Source organism: Thauera chlorobenzoica, from assembly GCF_001922305.1.
Taxonomy (GTDB): Bacteria; Pseudomonadota; Gammaproteobacteria; order Burkholderiales; family Rhodocyclaceae; genus Thauera; species Thauera chlorobenzoica.
The window spans coordinates 1254640-1270409 of record NZ_CP018839.1; the positions used below are offsets into that span (position 1 = coordinate 1254640).

Annotated in this window: 12 protein-coding genes and 1 pseudogene; 3 read left to right on the forward strand and 10 right to left on the reverse strand. The window is 69.1% G+C overall.

Annotation, left to right across the window (positions count from 1 at the left end):
- The 6 genes and pseudogenes from nusB to cutA form a co-directional block, all read right to left on the reverse strand.
- A complete protein-coding gene (gene nusB, locus Tchl_RS05960; RefSeq protein ID WP_075147591.1) occupies nucleotides 1–504 on the reverse strand; it encodes a transcription antitermination factor NusB in 504 nt (167 codons plus the stop codon).
- Nucleotides 501–1004 (reverse strand): 6,7-dimethyl-8-ribityllumazine synthase, encoded by a 504-nt coding sequence (gene ribH, locus Tchl_RS05965; protein ID WP_075147592.1) that lies wholly within the window; start codon nucleotides 1002–1004, stop codon nucleotides 501–503. The genes nusB and ribH overlap by 4 nt, the downstream gene beginning before the upstream one ends.
- 21 nt (nucleotides 1005–1025) lie before the next feature.
- Nucleotides 1026–2117: a bifunctional 3,4-dihydroxy-2-butanone-4-phosphate synthase/GTP cyclohydrolase II gene (ribBA, locus tag Tchl_RS05970; RefSeq protein WP_075149600.1), complete on the reverse strand. Its 1092-nt coding sequence runs from the start codon at nucleotides 2115–2117 to the stop codon at nucleotides 1026–1028.
- Nucleotides 2118–2162: 45 nt separating this feature from the next.
- On the reverse strand, nucleotides 2163–2777 hold the full coding sequence (locus Tchl_RS05975) for a riboflavin synthase (protein ID WP_075147593.1): 615 nt from the start codon (nucleotides 2775–2777) through the stop codon (nucleotides 2163–2165).
- A gap of 55 nt (nucleotides 2778–2832) precedes the next feature.
- Nucleotides 2833–4667: pseudogene (gene dsbD, locus Tchl_RS05980) on the reverse strand (protein-disulfide reductase DsbD).
- A 20-nt stretch (nucleotides 4668–4687) separates the two neighbouring features.
- The gene (cutA, locus tag Tchl_RS05985; RefSeq protein WP_075147594.1) at nucleotides 4688–5062 is read right to left on the reverse strand and encodes a divalent-cation tolerance protein CutA; all 375 of its coding nucleotides are present in this window, start codon (nucleotides 5060–5062) and stop codon (nucleotides 4688–4690) included.
- Between the two features lie 178 nt (nucleotides 5063–5240).
- Between cutA and rfaE2 the strand changes: the two genes are divergently transcribed.
- Nucleotides 5241–6293 (forward strand): D-glycero-beta-D-manno-heptose 1-phosphate adenylyltransferase, encoded by a 1053-nt coding sequence (gene rfaE2 / locus Tchl_RS05990; RefSeq protein WP_075147595.1) that lies wholly within the window; start codon nucleotides 5241–5243, stop codon nucleotides 6291–6293.
- A gap of 25 nt (nucleotides 6294–6318) precedes the next feature.
- On the opposite strand, the gene Tchl_RS05995 is transcribed toward rfaE2, so the two are convergent.
- The 4 genes from Tchl_RS05995 to Tchl_RS06010 all read right to left on the reverse strand — a co-directional run bounded on the left by Tchl_RS05995 (nucleotide 6319) and on the right by Tchl_RS06010 (nucleotide 12286).
- Complete coding sequence (locus tag Tchl_RS05995; RefSeq protein ID WP_075147596.1) at nucleotides 6319–8247, reverse strand: polysaccharide biosynthesis protein; 1929 nt, start codon at nucleotides 8245–8247, stop codon at nucleotides 6319–6321.
- A 111-nt stretch (nucleotides 8248–8358) separates the two neighbouring features.
- Nucleotides 8359–9384, reverse strand: coding sequence for an MraY family glycosyltransferase (locus Tchl_RS06000; protein WP_075147597.1), 1026 nt, complete (start codon nucleotides 9382–9384; stop codon nucleotides 8359–8361).
- Entirely contained in the window at nucleotides 9385–10332 is a 948-nt protein-coding gene (locus Tchl_RS06005; protein ID WP_075147598.1) for a UDP-glucose 4-epimerase family protein, read from the reverse strand.
- A gap of 13 nt (nucleotides 10333–10345) precedes the next feature.
- Nucleotides 10346–12286, reverse strand: a complete 1941-nt coding sequence (locus Tchl_RS06010; RefSeq protein ID WP_075147599.1) for an acyltransferase family protein — start codon at nucleotides 12284–12286, stop codon at nucleotides 10346–10348.
- A gap of 225 nt (nucleotides 12287–12511) precedes the next feature.
- Between Tchl_RS06010 and Tchl_RS06015 the strand changes: the two genes are divergently transcribed.
- Together Tchl_RS06015 and Tchl_RS06020 are read left to right on the forward strand one after the other, a co-directional pair.
- Nucleotides 12512–14263 (forward strand): carbamoyltransferase family protein, encoded by a 1752-nt coding sequence (locus Tchl_RS06015; protein ID WP_075147600.1) that lies wholly within the window; start codon nucleotides 12512–12514, stop codon nucleotides 14261–14263.
- Nucleotides 14250–15758 carry a hypothetical protein gene (locus Tchl_RS06020; RefSeq protein WP_075147601.1) on the forward strand — a complete coding sequence of 503 codons (1509 nt, stop codon included), beginning with the start codon at nucleotides 14250–14252 and terminating at the stop codon, nucleotides 15756–15758. Before Tchl_RS06015 ends, Tchl_RS06020 begins: the two co-directional genes overlap by 14 nt.
- Nucleotides 15759–15770: the final 12 nt, after the last annotated feature.

The following is a 15770-nucleotide window of genomic DNA, read 5'->3' on the forward strand; positions in this document are numbered from 1 at the left end:
TCAGCCCTTCGCCGCGCGCGCGGCGTCGACCTCTTGCGGGCGCAGGCGGGCGGCGAGTTTGTCGAGGACGCCGTTGACGAACTTGTGGCCGTCGGTGCCGCCGTAGCCCTTGGCGAGCTCGATCGCCTCGTTGATCACCACCCGGTAGGGGGTGTCGAGGTTGTGGCGCAGCTCGTGGGTGCCGAGCAGCAGGATGGCGTGTTCGATCGGCGACAGCTCGCTCACCGGGCGGCTCAGCAGAGGCGTGAACACCGCGCGCAACTCGTCCGCGCTACCGATCGCGCCGCGCAGCAGGCTGACGAACAGCTCGCGGTCGATGCGGTCGAGGCGCTCGGTTTCCGATTCCAGGTGGCGCTGCACGGTGGCCATCGTGTTGCCCGACAGCAGCCATTGGTAGACGCCCTGCAGGGCCAGCTCACGGGCCCGGCGGCGGGCCATCTTGCTCGTCGGATTGGGGCTGGCGGCGCCTTCGGGGGCCGGGTTCGGCGGGGTCGGATCGGTCATCGCAGCACCTTCAGCAGGCGGGCCATTTCGACCGCGGCACGGGCACAGTCGGCGCCCTTTTCGCTCATGCGGACCAGCGCCTGGTCCTCGTCTTCGGTGGTGAGCACACCGTTGGCGATCGGCAGGCCGGTGTCGAGGCCGACGCGGGTGACGCCGGCGCCCATCTCATTCGACACCAGTTCGAAGTGGTAGGTCTCGCCGCGGATCACCGCGCCGAGCGCGACCAGCGCATCGAAGCGGCCGCTGTTGGCCATCGTCTGCAGCACCAGGGGAATTTCCAGTGCGCCGGGCACGGTGGCGATGCGGATGTCGGCGCGCGCCACGCCCAGGCGCAACAGCTCGTCGGTGCAGGCCGACAGCAGGCCTTCGCAGATGTCGAGGTTGAAGCGGGCCATGACCACGCCGACGCGCAGGCCGGTGCCGTCGAAGTCGGGGTCGATTTCGGCGATGCCGTCGTAGCGCGACTGCTTGCGGGGAGTTTCGGGTTGGGTGCGTTGCATGTTTTTATCTTCGCGAGGGGTTCAGTTCTTTTCGACGAAACCGGTGATCTCGAGGCCGAAGCCGGTCATGCTCGGAATCTTCAGCGGGTTGGCGAGCAGGCGCATCTTGCCGACGTTGAGCGCGCGCAGGATCTGGGCGCCGACGCCGAACAGGCGCGCGTCCCAGCGCGGGATCGGGCGTTCGCGGTTGTCGTCGAGGCCGGCGAGCAGCTCGCGGCCCGACATCGGGCGATAGAGGAGCACGATCACGCCGGTTTCCGCGGCGGCGAGGGCGGCGAGCGCCTGGTTGACGGGAAAGCTGTGCTTGCCGCTGCCGGAGTCGAGGAAGTCGAGCACCGAGATCGGCTCGTGGACCCGCACCAGGGTTTCGCGCTCGGGAGTGATGTCGCCGCGCGACAGGGCGAAATGCACGTCGCCCGAGGTTTTTTCCTCGAAGGCGGTGAGGCGGAAGTGGCCGTGGGCGGTGCCGACTTCCTTCTCCATCACCTTTTCCACCAGGTGCTCGGTGGCGGCGCGGTATTCGATCAGGTCGCGGATGGCGCCGATCTTGAGGCCGTGCTCCTTGCCGAACTCGACGAGGTCGGGCAGGCGGGCCATGGTGCCGTCGTCCTTGAGGATCTCGCAGATCACCGAGGCCGGTTCCAGCCCGGCGAGCTGGGCGAGGTCGCAGCCGGCTTCGGTGTGGCCGGCGCGGATCAGCACGCCGCCCTTCTGTGCGGTGAGCGGGAAGATGTGGCCGGGCATCACGATGTCGTCGGCCTTGGCGTGGCGGGCGACGGCGACCTGCACGGTGCGCGCGCGGTCGTGCGCCGAGATGCCGGTGGTGACGCCGGTGGCGGCCTCGATCGAGACCGTGAACGCGGTGCCGTGCGGGGTGCGGTTGTCGCGCACCATCTGCTGCAGGCCGAGCTGGCGGCAGCGCTCGTCGGTGAGCGTCAGGCAGATCAGGCCGCGGCCGTATCTGGCCATGAAGTTGATCGCTTCCGGGGTGACGAATTCGGCCGCCATGACGAGGTCGCCCTCGTTCTCGCGGTCTTCCTCGTCGACCAGGATGACCATTTTCCCGGCCTTGATGTCGGCGATGATGTCGGTGATCGGCGCGAGTGCGCTCATGCTGTTTCCTTTGTGGGCGTTGCGGCGGCGCTTGGCGGGCGGCATTCAGGCTGCGGAGCCGTTTTCCTCGCTGCGCCAGGCGAGCATGCGCTCGACGTAGCGGGCGATGAGGTCGATTTCGAGATTGACCCGGCTGCCGGTGGCCAGATGCTTGAGGTTGGTGACCGCGACCGTGTGCGGGATCAGGTTGATCGAGAAGTCGCGCCCTTCGACGCGATTGACGGTGAGACTGACGCCGTTGACGGTGATCGAGCCCTTCTTCGCGATGTAGCCGGCGATCGCCGCCGGGGCGCGGATCACGAGCTCGTGGCTCTCGCCCACCGGTTCGAACTTGAGCACTTCGCCGACCCCGTCGACGTGGCCGGTGACCAGGTGCCCGCCGAGGCGATCGGCCAGGCTCAGCGCCTTTTCCAGGTTGACTTCGGCGCCGGCGACATCGAGGCCGACGGTGCAGTCGAGGGTCTCGCGCGAGACGTCGAACTTCACCTTTGCGCCGTCGCGCGCGATCACGGTGAGGCACACGCCGCTGTTGGCAATGCTGTCGCCGACGATGACGTCGGCCAGATCGAGGCCGCAGGTGTCGACGGTCAGGCGCACGCCTTCGGCGAGCGGCTCGATGTGTTCGATGCGGCCGACCGCCGCGATGATGCCGGAAAACATGGGAAGGGACTGAACCGAAAGGGAGAAAGCGGGGATTGTAGGGGAAAACGGCGCGCTACAGGGCGCGCTCCAGCACGGTGGCGAAGGGCCCGGCCTTCATGAAGCCGACCACGCGCAGGCCCTGGCGCTCCTGGCCGCGGGCGTCGAAGAAGAGGATTCCGGGCGGGCCGAACAGGCCGAAGCGCTTGAGCAGGGCCTTGTGCTCGTCGTTGTTGGTGGTGACGTCGGCCTTCAGCAGCAGCATCCGGCTCATGTGCGCGGCAACCTGCGGATCGCTGAAGGTGAAGCGTTCCATCTCCTTGCACGACACGCACCAGTCGGCATAGAAATCGAGCATCACCGGGCGGTCGGTGGCGGCCAGGCGGGCGTCGAGCTCGGCGATCGAACCGATTTTTTCGAACTGCGGCAGGGGCGCCGCGACGGCGGCCTGGGTGCGCAGCACGGCGAGCGGCTGGAGCGGGTCGCGCGAGCCGGCGAGCGCCCCCACCAGCACCGCCGCGCCGGCGATTGCCAGCGCCACCCCTACCCCCTTGGCGAAGCGCATCCAGCCTTTGGCATGGGTAGGCAGGGGGTCGAGCGCATGCAGGAAGATGCCGGAAAACAGCAGCAGCGCGGCCCATCCCAGCATCACCGCGAGCGCCGGGATCACCGGGCTCAGCATCCACAGCGCCACCGCCAGCAGGAGCACGCCGAAGGTCTTCTTCACCCCTTCCATCCACGGCCCCACTTTGGGCAGCAGCGAGCGCGACGCCACGCCTACCGCGAGCAGCGGCGCGCCCATCCCCAGGCCCATCGCGAACAGCGCCCAGCCGCCGAGCACGGCGTCGCCGGTCCGGGCGATGTAGAGCAGGGCGCCGGCCAGCGGCGCGGCCACGCAGGGGCCGACGATCAGCGCCGAGAGCACGCCCATCGCGGTCACCCCGCCCAGGCTGCCGCCCTTGCTGTGGCTGGCGCTGTCGGCGAGCCGGCTTTGCAGCGCGGAGGGCAGCTGCAGCTCGTAGAAGCCGAACATCGACAGCGACAGCAGCACGAACACCAGGGCGAAGGCGGTCAGCACCCATACGTTCTGCAGCGCCGCGGTCAGCATCGTGCCGGTGACGCCGGCGGCGACGCCGGCCAGGGCGTAGGTGGCCGCCATCCCCAGGACGTAGGCCAGCGACAGCGCGAAGGCGCGCATGTGCGAGACCTTGTGTCCCTGGCCGACGATGATCCCGGACAGGATCGGAATCATCGGGAAGGTGCACGGCGTGAACGCCAGCAGCAGGCCGAAGCCGAAGAAGCTGGCGAGGATCAGCGGCACGCTGGCGCCGGCGAGGAGGCGGGCGACGTCGCCGCTTTCATCGCCGGAGACCGCGTCCGGCGGCGTCGCGCTGGCGTCGGGGAGGGCCGCCAGGGTGGCGGCCGGGGCTGTCGCGGCGGTGTCGCTGCCGAGCAGTTTGCCGAGGACGCCGCTTGCGGCCGGTTTCGGGGGGCGGCGAGGTCGATTGCCGCGCTCTGCGTGGTGGGTGGGTAGCAGATGCCGCCGTCCCAGCAGCCCTGGCTGGTGGCGATCAGCTCGAAGCGGGTGAGGCCCGCTGGCGCCTGCACCGGCAGCAGGATGCGCAACTCGCCGCGGTGGGTTTCGACTTCGCCGAAGAACTCGTCCCGGTGGCGTTCGCCGGCGGGTTTCTCGGGCGTGCCGAAGACGACCGTGGCGGGTTCGGCCTCGAAGCGGAACTTGTCGCCGTAAAGGTAGTAGTCCTTGGTCACCTCGAACACGACTTCCACCGTCTGCGCATCGAGCGCCTGCGCGCGCAGCGCGAAAGCCTTTTCGGGTGCGATCGGGTTGGCGTGCGCGGCGGAGGCGAACAGGCTCGCGAGCATGGCAAGCAGCCACAGGGTGCGATGCAGGAGGAGGTGGGGCATGAACGTCATTCGGCTGAAGGGTCGGATCGGGCTGGAGGCGGCAGGGGCGGTGCGGCGTTCGTGCGCACCCAGTCGAGGTAGGCGGGCAGGCCCCGCTCCACAGGGACCGCCACGATTTCGGGAAGTTCGTAGGGGTGGCGGGTGCGGATCTCCGCCTCGAGGGCGGCGTAGGCGGCGCGGGTGGTCTTGATCAGCAGCGGCACTTCGGCAGCGGTTTCCAGCCTGCCCTGCCAGCGGTACACCGAGGTGCAGGGGGCGAGCACATTCACGCACGCCGCCAGCCCGCCCTCGACCAGCGCCGCCGCCAGCGCCTGCGCCGAGGCCGGGTCGGGGAGGGTGGTGAGGACAATCAGGGGGGCGGTGGCGGTCGGTTCGGTCATTGTCGGGGCCGGTCGACGGCCTGGAGCGTTGCGGCGGCAGCCGCGATGGCCGTGTCGCTGGGGATGGAGGTGCGGGCAGGGTGCCCGGAATGCGCCTCATGTTAACATCGCGCTTCAGCCGATGCCTTTTCCCGCATCAAGTCTTTCCCGGCCCGCGATCCGCACCACGAGTCCCGCCATGACCTTCATCGCCCAGTACATCGACAAGCATCTTGCCGCCGTGGCCGCGCTGCGCGCCGTCGCGCCGGCGGTGGCCGCCGCCGCGCAGTGCATCAGCGCGGCGATCAACCGCGGCAACAAGCTTCTGCTGTGCGGTAACGGTGGCAGCGCGGCCGACGCGCAGCACATCGCCGCCGAGCTGGTCGGGCGCTTCGTCGCCGAGCGCCGCGGACTGCCGGGGATCGCGCTGAGCACCGACACCTCGATCCTCACCGCGGTCGGCAACGACTATGGCTTCGACAGCGTCTTCGCCCGCCAGGTCGAGGCCCTCGCCCAGCCCGGCGACGTGCTGGTGGGAATCTCCACCAGCGGCAACAGCGGCAACGTCATCGCCGCGGTCGGCGCCGCCCGCCAGCGCGGCTGCGCAGTGATCGGACTGCTCGGCCGCGACGGCGGCAAGCTGCGCGATCTGGTGGACGTGGCGGTGACCATCGGTGTCGCCGAAACCGCGCACATCCAGGAATGCCACATCATGGTCGGCCACATCTGGTGCGCGCAGATCGATGCGGACCTGGCCGAATCGATCCCGGCGCGCGGCGACAGCCGCAGCGGCGTGCTCGACGAAGCCGAGGCCATCGCCGCGGTGCGCGCCGCGCGCCAGGCCGGTGAGCGGGTGGTGATGACCAACGGCTGCTTCGACATCCTCCACCCCGGCCATATCGAATACCTGGAGCAGGCGCGCGCGCTCGGCGACCGCCTCGTCGTCGCGGTCAACGACGACGATTCGGTGCGCCGCCTGAAGGGCGCGCGCCGGCCGGTCAATGCACTGGACCACCGCCTGCGCATGCTTGCCGCGCTCGGCTGCGTGGACTGGGTCGTGCCCTTTGCCGAAGACACGCCCGAGCGCCTGATCTGCGCGGTGCTGCCCGACGTGCTGGTCAAGGGCGGCGACTACACCCCCGAGCAGATCGCCGGTGGCGACTGCGTGCGCCGGGCCGGCGGTGCAGTCAAAGTGCTCGGCTTCGTCGAAGGGCACTCGACCAGCGGGCTGATCGAGAAGATCCGCCGCTGAGTTGCAGGCGCGGTCGCGGCCGCGCCTATGACACGCCGTCGGAGGGAAGCGGTGCCGTTGCGGCGAGCACGGCGGGAGCGGTGGCCGGTAGCGCAATCGCCCTGTCGGCCGCCGCTGCCCGATGCGGCGCCGGGCGGTATTCTGGCACCCAGCGCTGCAGCCCGGTGCGCACCTCCTCGTCGCTCACCGGGCCCGGCTGCGACAGCCAGTCGCCCAGTTCCTCCAGGAACGCCCCATTCACGGCTCGCGAGCGCGCGATGCGCAGCTTGGGGTGGGGCGTTTCGCGGGTCTTCTCGGCGTCGGCGAGCAGCTCTTCGTACAGTTTCTCGCCCGGGCGCAGGCCGGTGAATTCGATGCGGATCTCGCTTTCGCTGTAGCCCGACAGCCGGATCATGTTGCGCGCGAGGTCGACGATCCTCACCGGCGCGCCCATGTCGAGGACGAAGATCTCGCCGCCCTGGCCCATCGCCGCGGCCTGCAGCACCAGCTGCGCGGCCTCGGGGATGGACATGAAGTAGCGGTTGATTTCCGGGTGGGTCACCGTCACCGGGCCGCCGCGGGCGATCTGCTCGGCGAACTTGGGAATCACGCTGCCGGTGCTGCCGAGCACGTTGCCGAAGCGCACCATCTCGAACTGGGTGGTGCTGCCGCTGGCCCGGCTCAGCGCTTCGCACACCATCTCGGCCAGGCGCTTGGTCGCGCCCATCACGTTGGTGGGGTTGACCGCCTTGTCGGTGGAAATCAGCACGAAGCGCTCGGCGCCGCGGCGCTGCGCCTGCATTGCCACCTGCAGGGTGCCGAGCACGTTGTTGCGCGCCGCCTGCCAGGCGTTGCCCACTTCCATCAGCGGCACGTGCTTGTAGGCGGCGGCGTGGAACACCAGTTGCGGCTTCCAGGCGGCGAAGATCTCGTCCACCCGGGCGGCGTCCTTGACGTCGCCGGCGAGCGCCACCACGTCCACGTCGGGGCGGTGTTCGCGGAACCACTGCTCGATGCCGTACAGCGCGAATTCGCTCGCTTCCATCAGCACCAGCCGCGCCGGGGCGAAGCGGGCGAGCTGGCGGCAGAGTTCGCTGCCGATCGAGCCGCCGGCGCCGGTGACCAGCGCGGTCTTGCCGGCGATCATCGCCTGCACGTGCGCGGAATCGATGTGCACCGGCTCGCGGCCGAGGAGGTCCTCGATGTCGACCGGGCGCATCGCGTTGATGGCGACGTGGCCGTTCATCAGGTCGTCCAGGCCGGGCACGGTGAACACGTGGGCGCCGGCGTGCACCGCGATGTCGGTCGCGCGTTTCAGTGCGGCTCCGGCCGCCGAGGGCATGGCCAGGATCACGTGGCCCACCTTGTAGTCCTGCAGGACCCGCGGCAACTGTTCGATCGAGCCGACCACCGGCTGGCCGTAAAGCTCCCGTCCCCACTTCGAGCGGTCGTCGTCCACCAGGGCGACCACCCGCCAGTCCGGGCTGCGCGTCAGCTCGCGCACCAGCATCGCGCCTCCGGTGCCGGCGCCGACCACCACCACCGGCTTGCCGGCGCCGATCAGGCCACCGTACAGGCGATGCTCCTTCCACATCCGCCACGCCGCCCGGCCGCCGCCCATCACCATCAGCAGCAGCATCGGATAGAGCACGATCATCGTGCGCGGCAGGGCCGGGGGGCCGCGGTCGACGGCGATCACGACCGCCATCGCCACGGCGGAGACGCCGACCGCCTTCAGGACCCGGCGCAGGTCGGGCAGGCTGGCGAACACCCACATCCCGCGATACAGCCCGGCCCAGCGGCAGGCGATGGCGTGGACGAGCAGCAGCACCGCTCCGGCGGCGAGCAGCTTGTCGGCGTAGTGTGCGGGGAGGTCGAAGTTGAAGCGCAGCGCCACGCCCCCCACCCACGCCACGAGCATGGCCAGGAGGTCAAAGAGAAAAACGATGGCAGAGCGCGTAGTGGTCTTGAACATGGGGTTGCGTTGAACCGGCGGTTTCGGCCGGCTGACAGGCGGTCGCGATTCTAACCGCTTGTCCGGGCAGGGATGCTGCAGCGTATCGATTTGTGCCACTTCTTCACAAATTCATCCCGCTTCGGCGGCGCCGGCCCGAAAGCGAAAAGCCAGCAGCAACAGCGGAGCATAGGCGATCGGTACGCCCGCGATGGCCGCCATCTTCCCCGTCCCCACCCACAGCGCGAGCGGCAGCAGCCACAGCAGGTTGATCGCCGCCACCGCCAGCGTCACCGGCCGATGGCCGCCGAAGTGCCGGGCCGCGTGCTGATAGGCATGGCTGCGGTGAGCCTGGTAGAGTTTTTCGCCCCGCAGCAGGCGGCGCAGCAGGGTCATGGTCGCGTCGGTCACGAATACCCCGAGCAGGATCACCCAGGCCCAGAACAGCTGCGGCGACACCCAGCCGGCCTGCAGCGACAGCACTCCCAGGGTGATGCCGAGGAAGCCGCTGCCCGCATCGCCCATGAAAATCTTCGCCGGCGGGAAATTCCAGCACAGGAAGCCCGCGACTGCGGCGGCCAGCACCAGCGGCAGGAGCGACAGCGCCGGATGTCCGGACAGCAGGTAGAGTGCGGCGCCGCCGAGACAGGCGCAGACCGCTTCGACGCCGGCGATGCCGTCGATGCCGTCCATGAAGTTGTACAGGTTGAGCATCCAGACCAGGTACAGCGCGCCGAAAACGGCACCGACCCAGCCCGGCATCTGCAGGGCGGTGAAGAACGGCACGGGGGGCAGGCCGCCGAGCCAGGCCAGCGCCCAGACGGCGGCGCTGAAATGGGCCAGCAGCCGCCAGCGTGCCGCGATGTGCCCGTGGTCGTCGGCGAATCCGACCACCGCCACCGCCCCCCCCGCACCGAGCAGGGCCCACAGCTGCGCCGGCGCGATCACTTCCGCGGCCCACAGCGCGGGCAGCGCGAGCGCGGTGCCGAGCACGATCGCGACGCCGCCGCCGCGCGGCGTCGGCAGGGCGTGCGAACTGCGCGCGTTGGGCACGTCGATGATGCCGCGCGCCAGCGCATAGCGGCGCAGCAGGCCGGTCAGGGCGGCGGAAAGGGTGCCGACGGCGAAGATCAGGCCGAGTTGCGCAAGCACGCCCATTCATCCTCCTCCGGCGCCGGCGGCCATACGCCGCAGGCCTTCATCGACGCCGATGGGTGGCGTCCAGCCGAGCGCTGCGCAGGTCGGCGCGATGTCCACCTGCAGGTTGCCGCACAGGCGCCGGACCATCGCCTGCCGTCCGCTCAGCGCCCCGCCCAGCGTCAGCAGCCACGGCGGTACCGGCAGCAGCCGGGCCGGCACGGCCATCGCCGCGGCCAGGCGCAGCAGCAGCGCGGTCGTGGACAGGTCCTCGCCGTCGGAAACCATGAAGGTCCGGTTTGCTGCGGCGGGGTGGTCGATGCAGGTCGTGATCAGGTCCACCAGGTTGTCCACCCCCACCAGCGAGCGCCGGTTGTGCCGGATGGCGCCGAGCGGCAGGGGCAGGCCGCGCGCGAGCCAGTGCATCAGGGTCTGCAGGTTGGCCCTGACGCCGGGGCCGTGGACCAGCGGCGGACGGATGACGGTGACGTCCATGCCGGTGCGGGCGGACAGGGCGAGCAGGCCCTGTTCGGCCTCGTGCTTGGAGAGAGCGTAGGGGTCGCCGGGCGCGGGGCGGTCGTGCGCGCAAAAGGGGCGGCCCGGCGGCGAGCATTCGCCATTGACCTTGACCGAGCTGATGAAGATGAAGCGCCGCACGCCCGCGCGGGCCGCCTGCCGGGCCAGTTGCAGGGTGCCGTCGACGTTGACGCGGCGGAATTCGGCGAGCGGATCGGCGGCGCCGTCGTTCATGACGTGGACGCGGGCCGCGGCATGGACGACCACCTCGCGCCCGCCAAGCAGTTCGCGCCAGTCGGCGTCGGGACCGAGGGCGGGGCCGGGCTGCAGCCCGCTGCCCGGCGGCGGCCGGCGGGCGGTGCCCACCGCGTGCCGGCCCTCCGCCTGCAGCCGGCGCAGGAGGGGGCGCCCGATGAAGCCGCTCGCGCCGGTGACCAGAAGTGAGGTGCTCATCGATCTGCGGGCTTCATGTGCCGCCTTTGTCCGAGGCGAGGGAGTGTTGAAACAGCGGGATCAGCAGGGAAGCACCTTCTTGCGAGAGATGGTGCGCATCGCGATACAGCGGCTTGCCGGCGCGGAGGGCGCGGCAGCGGTCATCGTCGCAAAATGCGCGGCCCGGGTCGAGCAGCTCGAAACCGGAGGGCTCCACGGTGGCCTCGGCGATGCCGAGAATCGCCCGCAGCGCACCTTGCTGGCGGCGGTACTCGGCGGCGGGAAGGTCGTCCGCCGGAGGCCAGCCGAACCACGCCGCGCGCGCGGCCAGGGAGGGAATGTCGCCCGACATTTCGGGGACCTGCTCGACCACCACGACGCGGATGCCGCGTGCGCGAAGCCGCTCCACCAGCGCTTCGAGGGCATCGGCAAAGCGCCGCCGGTCCTCGTCGGATTGCGCAATCGACAGGTAGTACGACCAGCGGGCGACGAGGAACACCGTGCGCAGCGACGGCTCGCGGTCGATGTATTCGAGCACCGCGTGATTGAATCCGGTGCAGCTCGTTTTCGAGCGCTTGAACTCGAGCGTGCCGAGCAGTGGCGGGCAGGCGGATTTTCCCGCAAAGCGCCCGCCGAGCCCTTCCTGCGCGGCCGCGCGGTCGACGGCGGGGGCCAGCGACAGCGCATGGGAGTCTCCCCAGAGGAGGAATCCGGCTGCACCGTTTTTGCCCAAAGTGCATAACCCGCCATCGCGGACGGCGTCGAGCCCGAGGCCCGAACAGGCTTCGCGAAAAGGGATCGGCTCTTCGCCGACGGCTGCGGTCGCAGCTACGGCTGCGGGGAGACGCCCGGGCAAGCCGCCGCTCAGGCGCACGCCGACTCCCGCCAGGGTGGCGAGGCCGACGGTCAGTGCGGTGGCGCGGAACAGGGTGCGGCGCGTCAGTCGGCGGCTTTTCCCTCTCAGCGGGCGCTCGACGTAACGCCACGAAAGCACCGCCAGCACCAGGGTGAGGGCGACCAGCCACAGCAGTTCGAGTCCCGCCGGGGCGCGTCCGAGGCGATAGTGGGCGAAAACGAAGAGCGGCCAGTGCCAGAGATAGAGCGAATACGACAGCAGGCCGGTGAGAACGAGCGGCCTTGCGCCGAGGACGTGGTTGCACCGCGCTCCGCCGGCGCTGCCGGCGGTGATGACCATCGCCGTGCCGAGGACCGGAATCAGCGCACTGAGTCCGGGGAACAGGGTGGCCGCGTCGAAGGTGAACACGGCAAGGCCGATCAGCGCCAGGCCGGCGATCGCCAGCGCATCGCGCAGGGCGGCGGTCTGCGGCGGGGGGATCACCCGAAGCGCGAGCAGGGCACCGGCGAGCAGCTCCCATGCGCGCAGATGCGGCAGATAGAAGGCGGCCTCCGGCGCATGTCCGACGACCGCTGCCGCCGCCAGCAGGGAGAGCAGTGCGCAGCCGGCGATGATTGTTCGGACATGGCCGGGAAACCAGCGCAGCGCCGCCAGCAGCAGGCAGGGAAAGACGATGTAGAACTGTTCCTCTACGGCCAGCGACCAGGTATGAAGAAGGGGTTTGTCGATCGCTTCGGCATCGAAATAGTCGGTTTTCTTCCAGAAATACAGGTTGGCAGCGAAGAACCATGCTGCGACCAGGCTGGATGAGAGCGCTTCCAGATCGGCCGGCAGGAACCCGATGCAGCCGGCGAGGAAGCTCGCCCCGGTGACCACCGCGAACGCCGGCAGCAGGCGCCGGATCCGGCGCTCGTAGAAGGCGGCGAAGGAAAATTCGCCCATCCTCATCTCGCGGTGGAGGATCGACGTGATCAGATACCCGGAAATGACGAAGAACACATCGACGCCGACGTAACCGCCTTCGAATCCGGAAAGCCCATAATGGAACAGGATGACGGGAACGATCGCGACCGCCCGCAGGCCGTCGATATCAGGTCGGTAGGTGGGGTGAAGGCTCAAGGGGGGCGCTCAAGGCTGTTCGCGGCAAACGTGCACGAGGGCGGCAATCATGCAGTGCACGGGGGCTCGGTGCAAGGCTGTGCTGAATGCGCGAAACCGCCTGCAAGATGCTGTAACTTGTGCCCCCCGGCATGCCGGGCGTCGTTCCCGGGCAGCGTATAATTCGCCCCCTCGAAGCCGGCATCCGCGATGCCGTCCGCTCCCTGTTCACCCGGAGGCTCGCCCTTGTCCCTCACCATCCTCGGCCTTTCCGGCGCGCTCACCCACGATCCTTCCGCCGCCCTCTACATCGACGGCCGACTCGTCGCCGCGGCGGAAGAAGAGCGCTTTGTCCGCGACAAGCACGCCAAGAACCGCATGCCTTACGAGGCGGCGAAGTTCTGCCTCGCGTTCGCCGGCATCCGGCCCAGGGACGTCGATGTCGTCGCCATCCCCTTCGCCCCGATCGCCATCACCGAAAAGGCGCGCTGGCACTATGCGAAGCGCTACTGGTACGCCCCCGACCGCGGCCTCGACGCGATCGTGCTGGGCAACCGCCGCTTCCACCGCTACAAGAAGCGCATCGAATGGTGCCTGGCGCAGCTCGGCTTCGACCTCAGGAAGGTGCGCATCGAAGCGGTCGAGCACCACCTCGCCCATGCTTCCAGCGCCTACCACTGCTCGGGCTTCACCGAGAAGACGGCGATCATGGGCATCGACGGCAAGGGCGAGTACGCCACCACCTTCTTCGGCTACGGCGAGAACGGCCGCATCCACAAGATCAAGGAGTTCTACGACCCGGATTCGCTCGGCGGGCTGTACGGTGCGATCACCGAATACCTCGGCTTCGAGATGCTCGACGGCGAATACAAGGTGATGGGCATGGCGCCCTATGGCGACCCGAGCCGCTACGATTTCTCGCGCCTGGCGAAGTTCGAGCACGGCGAGCTCGTCATCAACACCGACTACGCCAACGTGATCGGCTTGCGGCGCTACAAGGAACAGGGCAAGGGCTACTACTTCTCGCCCAAGCTGATCGACTGGCTGGGGCCGATGCGCCACGGCGACATCGCCGACGACCCCTATATCCACTACGCGGCGAGCATGCAGAAGCTGTTCGAGGACCTCGCCCTGCAGATGATGGACTACTACCTCGGCGACATCCTGCGCGAGACCGGGCGGCTCGCCTTCGCCGGCGGCGGCGCGCTCAACGTCAAGCTCAACCAGAAGATCATCGCCCGCCCGGAAGTGAAGGAGCTGTTCGTGCAGCCGGCCTCGGGCGATTCCGGCACCGCGGTGGGGGCGGCGTCCTACGTCTCGGTGCAGCGCGGGGTGGCGGTGGAGAAGATGGAACACGTCTATCTCGGCCCGCGCTACACCAATGAGGACGTCATCGCCGCCTGCACCAGGCACCCGGCGCGGCCGCAGTGGCAGCGCCTCGAGGACGGCGATGCCGCGGTGCCGCGGCGCATCGCCAAAATCCTCGCCGACGGCCACCCGGTGGCCTGGTTCCAGGGCCGCATGGAGTTCGGCCCGCGTGCGCTCGGCGGCCGCTCCATCCTCGGCTGCCCGAGCGCGCCCGGGGTGGCCGACCGGATCAACGAGCAGATCAAGTTCCGCGAGCGCTGGCGCCCCTTCTGCCCCAGCATGCTCGACACCGTCGGCCCGCAGATGCTGCAGACCGACCATCCGGCGCCGTTCATGACCTTCACCTTCGAGGTCGCGGAAGAGTGGAAGACGCGCGTGCCCGAAGTGGTGCACGAGGACGGCACTTCGCGCGCCCAGGTGCTGCGGCGCGAATTCAACCCGCGCTATTACGACCTGATGAAGGAGCTGGAAACGCTCACCGGCAACGGCGTGGTCCTCAATACTTCGCTCAACCGCCGCGGCGAGCCGATGATCTGCTCGCCGACCGACGCGCTCGACATGTTCTTCGGCTCGGATCTGCAGTACCTGGTGATGGAAGATGTGCTGGTGACAAAAGATGACGTTGGCTGAAGCGGCGCGGCGCACGCGGCTGGCCACCGGGCCGGCGCGGCAGTGGCTGACCGGCCTCGGCCCGGCGTGGCTGGCGTTCATCGGCAGCCTGTTGCTGTCGACGGTCGCGATCTACGGCAGCGCGGGGCCGAATCGGGATGGCATGCTTTACCTCGATACCGCCCGGCTGTTTCTCGACCATGGCTTCGCCGCGGCGAAGGCCAACTTCGACTGGCCCTACCTGGCGATCGGGATCGGGCTGCTTTCCAGGCTGACCGGATTCGGCGTTGAAACTACCGGCTACGCCCTGTGTGCGCTGCTGCTGGCGGGCGTGTGTGCCGTGCTGGTGCTGATCACTCGCCGGCAGTTTCCCGATGCCGCCTGGGCGGCCTGTCTGGTGGTACTGGCGCTACCAGCTTTCAATGCCTATCGCGATCATCTGATCCGTGAGTTCGGCTTCTGGCTGTTTTCCCTCCTGGCATTGCTGCTCGCCCTGCGCTGGTCTGAGCGCTTGCGATGGGCGTCGGCTCTCGCTGTGCTCGGAGCGATTGCCATGGCGTGCCTGTTCCGTCTCGAGGCCGCGATGCTGCTGCCGGCGCTGCTGCTGTGGCAGGCCTTCGCTGCCGGCGGCAGTGAGCGCTGGCGCCGTCTCGTCATGCTGGGCGGCGTGCCGGCAGCGGCGCTGGCGACTGCGGCGGTGCTGGTCGCCAGTGGCACCATCGGCGTTGACGGGCGGATCGAATACTACCTGTCGGCGTCCGATCCGCTGGCCATGCTCGAGCGGTTCGGGGCTGCCGCCGAGCGCATGGCCGGCGCCGTTCTCAACAAGTATTCCGCCGACGAGGCTGGATCGATCCTGTTCTTCGGCCTGTTGTCCACCGTTCCGGCGAAATTTATGGACATGAGCGGGGTGCTGCTGGTGCCGCTGCTGTTCGCCGGACGCTGCCTGCCGCCGGGAACGTTGCTGGGGCGATGGCAGCCGCTGGGGTGGAGTTTCGCCGTCTATGCGGGTGTGCTGGTCGTGTTCCTCATGCACCAGTTCTTTCTTACCAGCCGCTACGTCGGTTTTCTCGCCATCCTGGCGGTGCCGCTGATCGCGTGCGGGCTGGCTTGTCTGCTGCGCCGCCATCGACGGTGGCGGGTGCCGGTGGTGGCGGTCATCGTCTTCTCCGCGCTGGTTGGGGTGATGCCTCCTACATCGGCAAACAACCAGTATCGGCAAGCCGGCGCCTGGCTTGCCGCCAACGTTGCTGATCGCTCGCGGGTCTACAGCGGCAGTCCGCGCACGGCTTACCATGCCGGCTGGCCGTACAGAGAGAGCGTCGACGGCATGATGAGCATGGACGACCTGGCTGCCGCCGTTGCCGCCGGGCGCTATGATCTCGCCGTGCTGGAAAGCGGTCGCGGCGGTGCCGTATCGGAGGAATGGCTACGGTCGGTCGGTGTCGTCGAGATCAAGCGCTTTACCAATGCCAAGGGTACTGCTGCCGTTGTCGTCCTTGCGCGACGCCGGTAGCCGCGACGGTAC

Bases quoted from the DNA above. Each gene is read 5' to 3' on its own strand.
- nusB (WP_075147591.1), bottom strand. From the start codon at position 504: ATGACCGATCCGACCCCGCCGAACCCGGCCCCCGAAGGCGCCGCCAGC.
- ribH (WP_075147592.1), bottom strand. From the start codon at position 1,004: ATGCAACGCACCCAACCCGAAACTCCCCGCAAGCAGTCGCGCTACGAC.
- ribBA (WP_075149600.1), bottom strand. From the start codon at position 2,117: ATGAGCGCACTCGCGCCGATCACCGACATCATCGCCGACATCAAGGCC.
- Tchl_RS05975 (WP_075147593.1), bottom strand. From the start codon at position 2,777: ATGTTTTCCGGCATCATCGCGGCGGTCGGCCGCATCGAACACATCGAG.
- cutA (WP_075147594.1), bottom strand. From the start codon at position 5,062: ATGACCGAACCGACCGCCACCGCCCCCCTGATTGTCCTCACCACCCTC.
- rfaE2 (WP_075147595.1), top strand. From the start codon at position 5,241: ATGACCTTCATCGCCCAGTACATCGACAAGCATCTTGCCGCCGTGGCC.
- Tchl_RS05995 (WP_075147596.1), bottom strand. From the start codon at position 8,247: ATGTTCAAGACCACTACGCGCTCTGCCATCGTTTTTCTCTTTGACCTC.
- Tchl_RS06000 (WP_075147597.1), bottom strand. From the start codon at position 9,384: ATGGGCGTGCTTGCGCAACTCGGCCTGATCTTCGCCGTCGGCACCCTT.
- Tchl_RS06005 (WP_075147598.1), bottom strand. From the start codon at position 10,332: ATGAGCACCTCACTTCTGGTCACCGGCGCGAGCGGCTTCATCGGGCGC.
- Tchl_RS06020 (WP_075147601.1), top strand. From the start codon at position 14,250: ATGACGTTGGCTGAAGCGGCGCGGCGCACGCGGCTGGCCACCGGGCCG.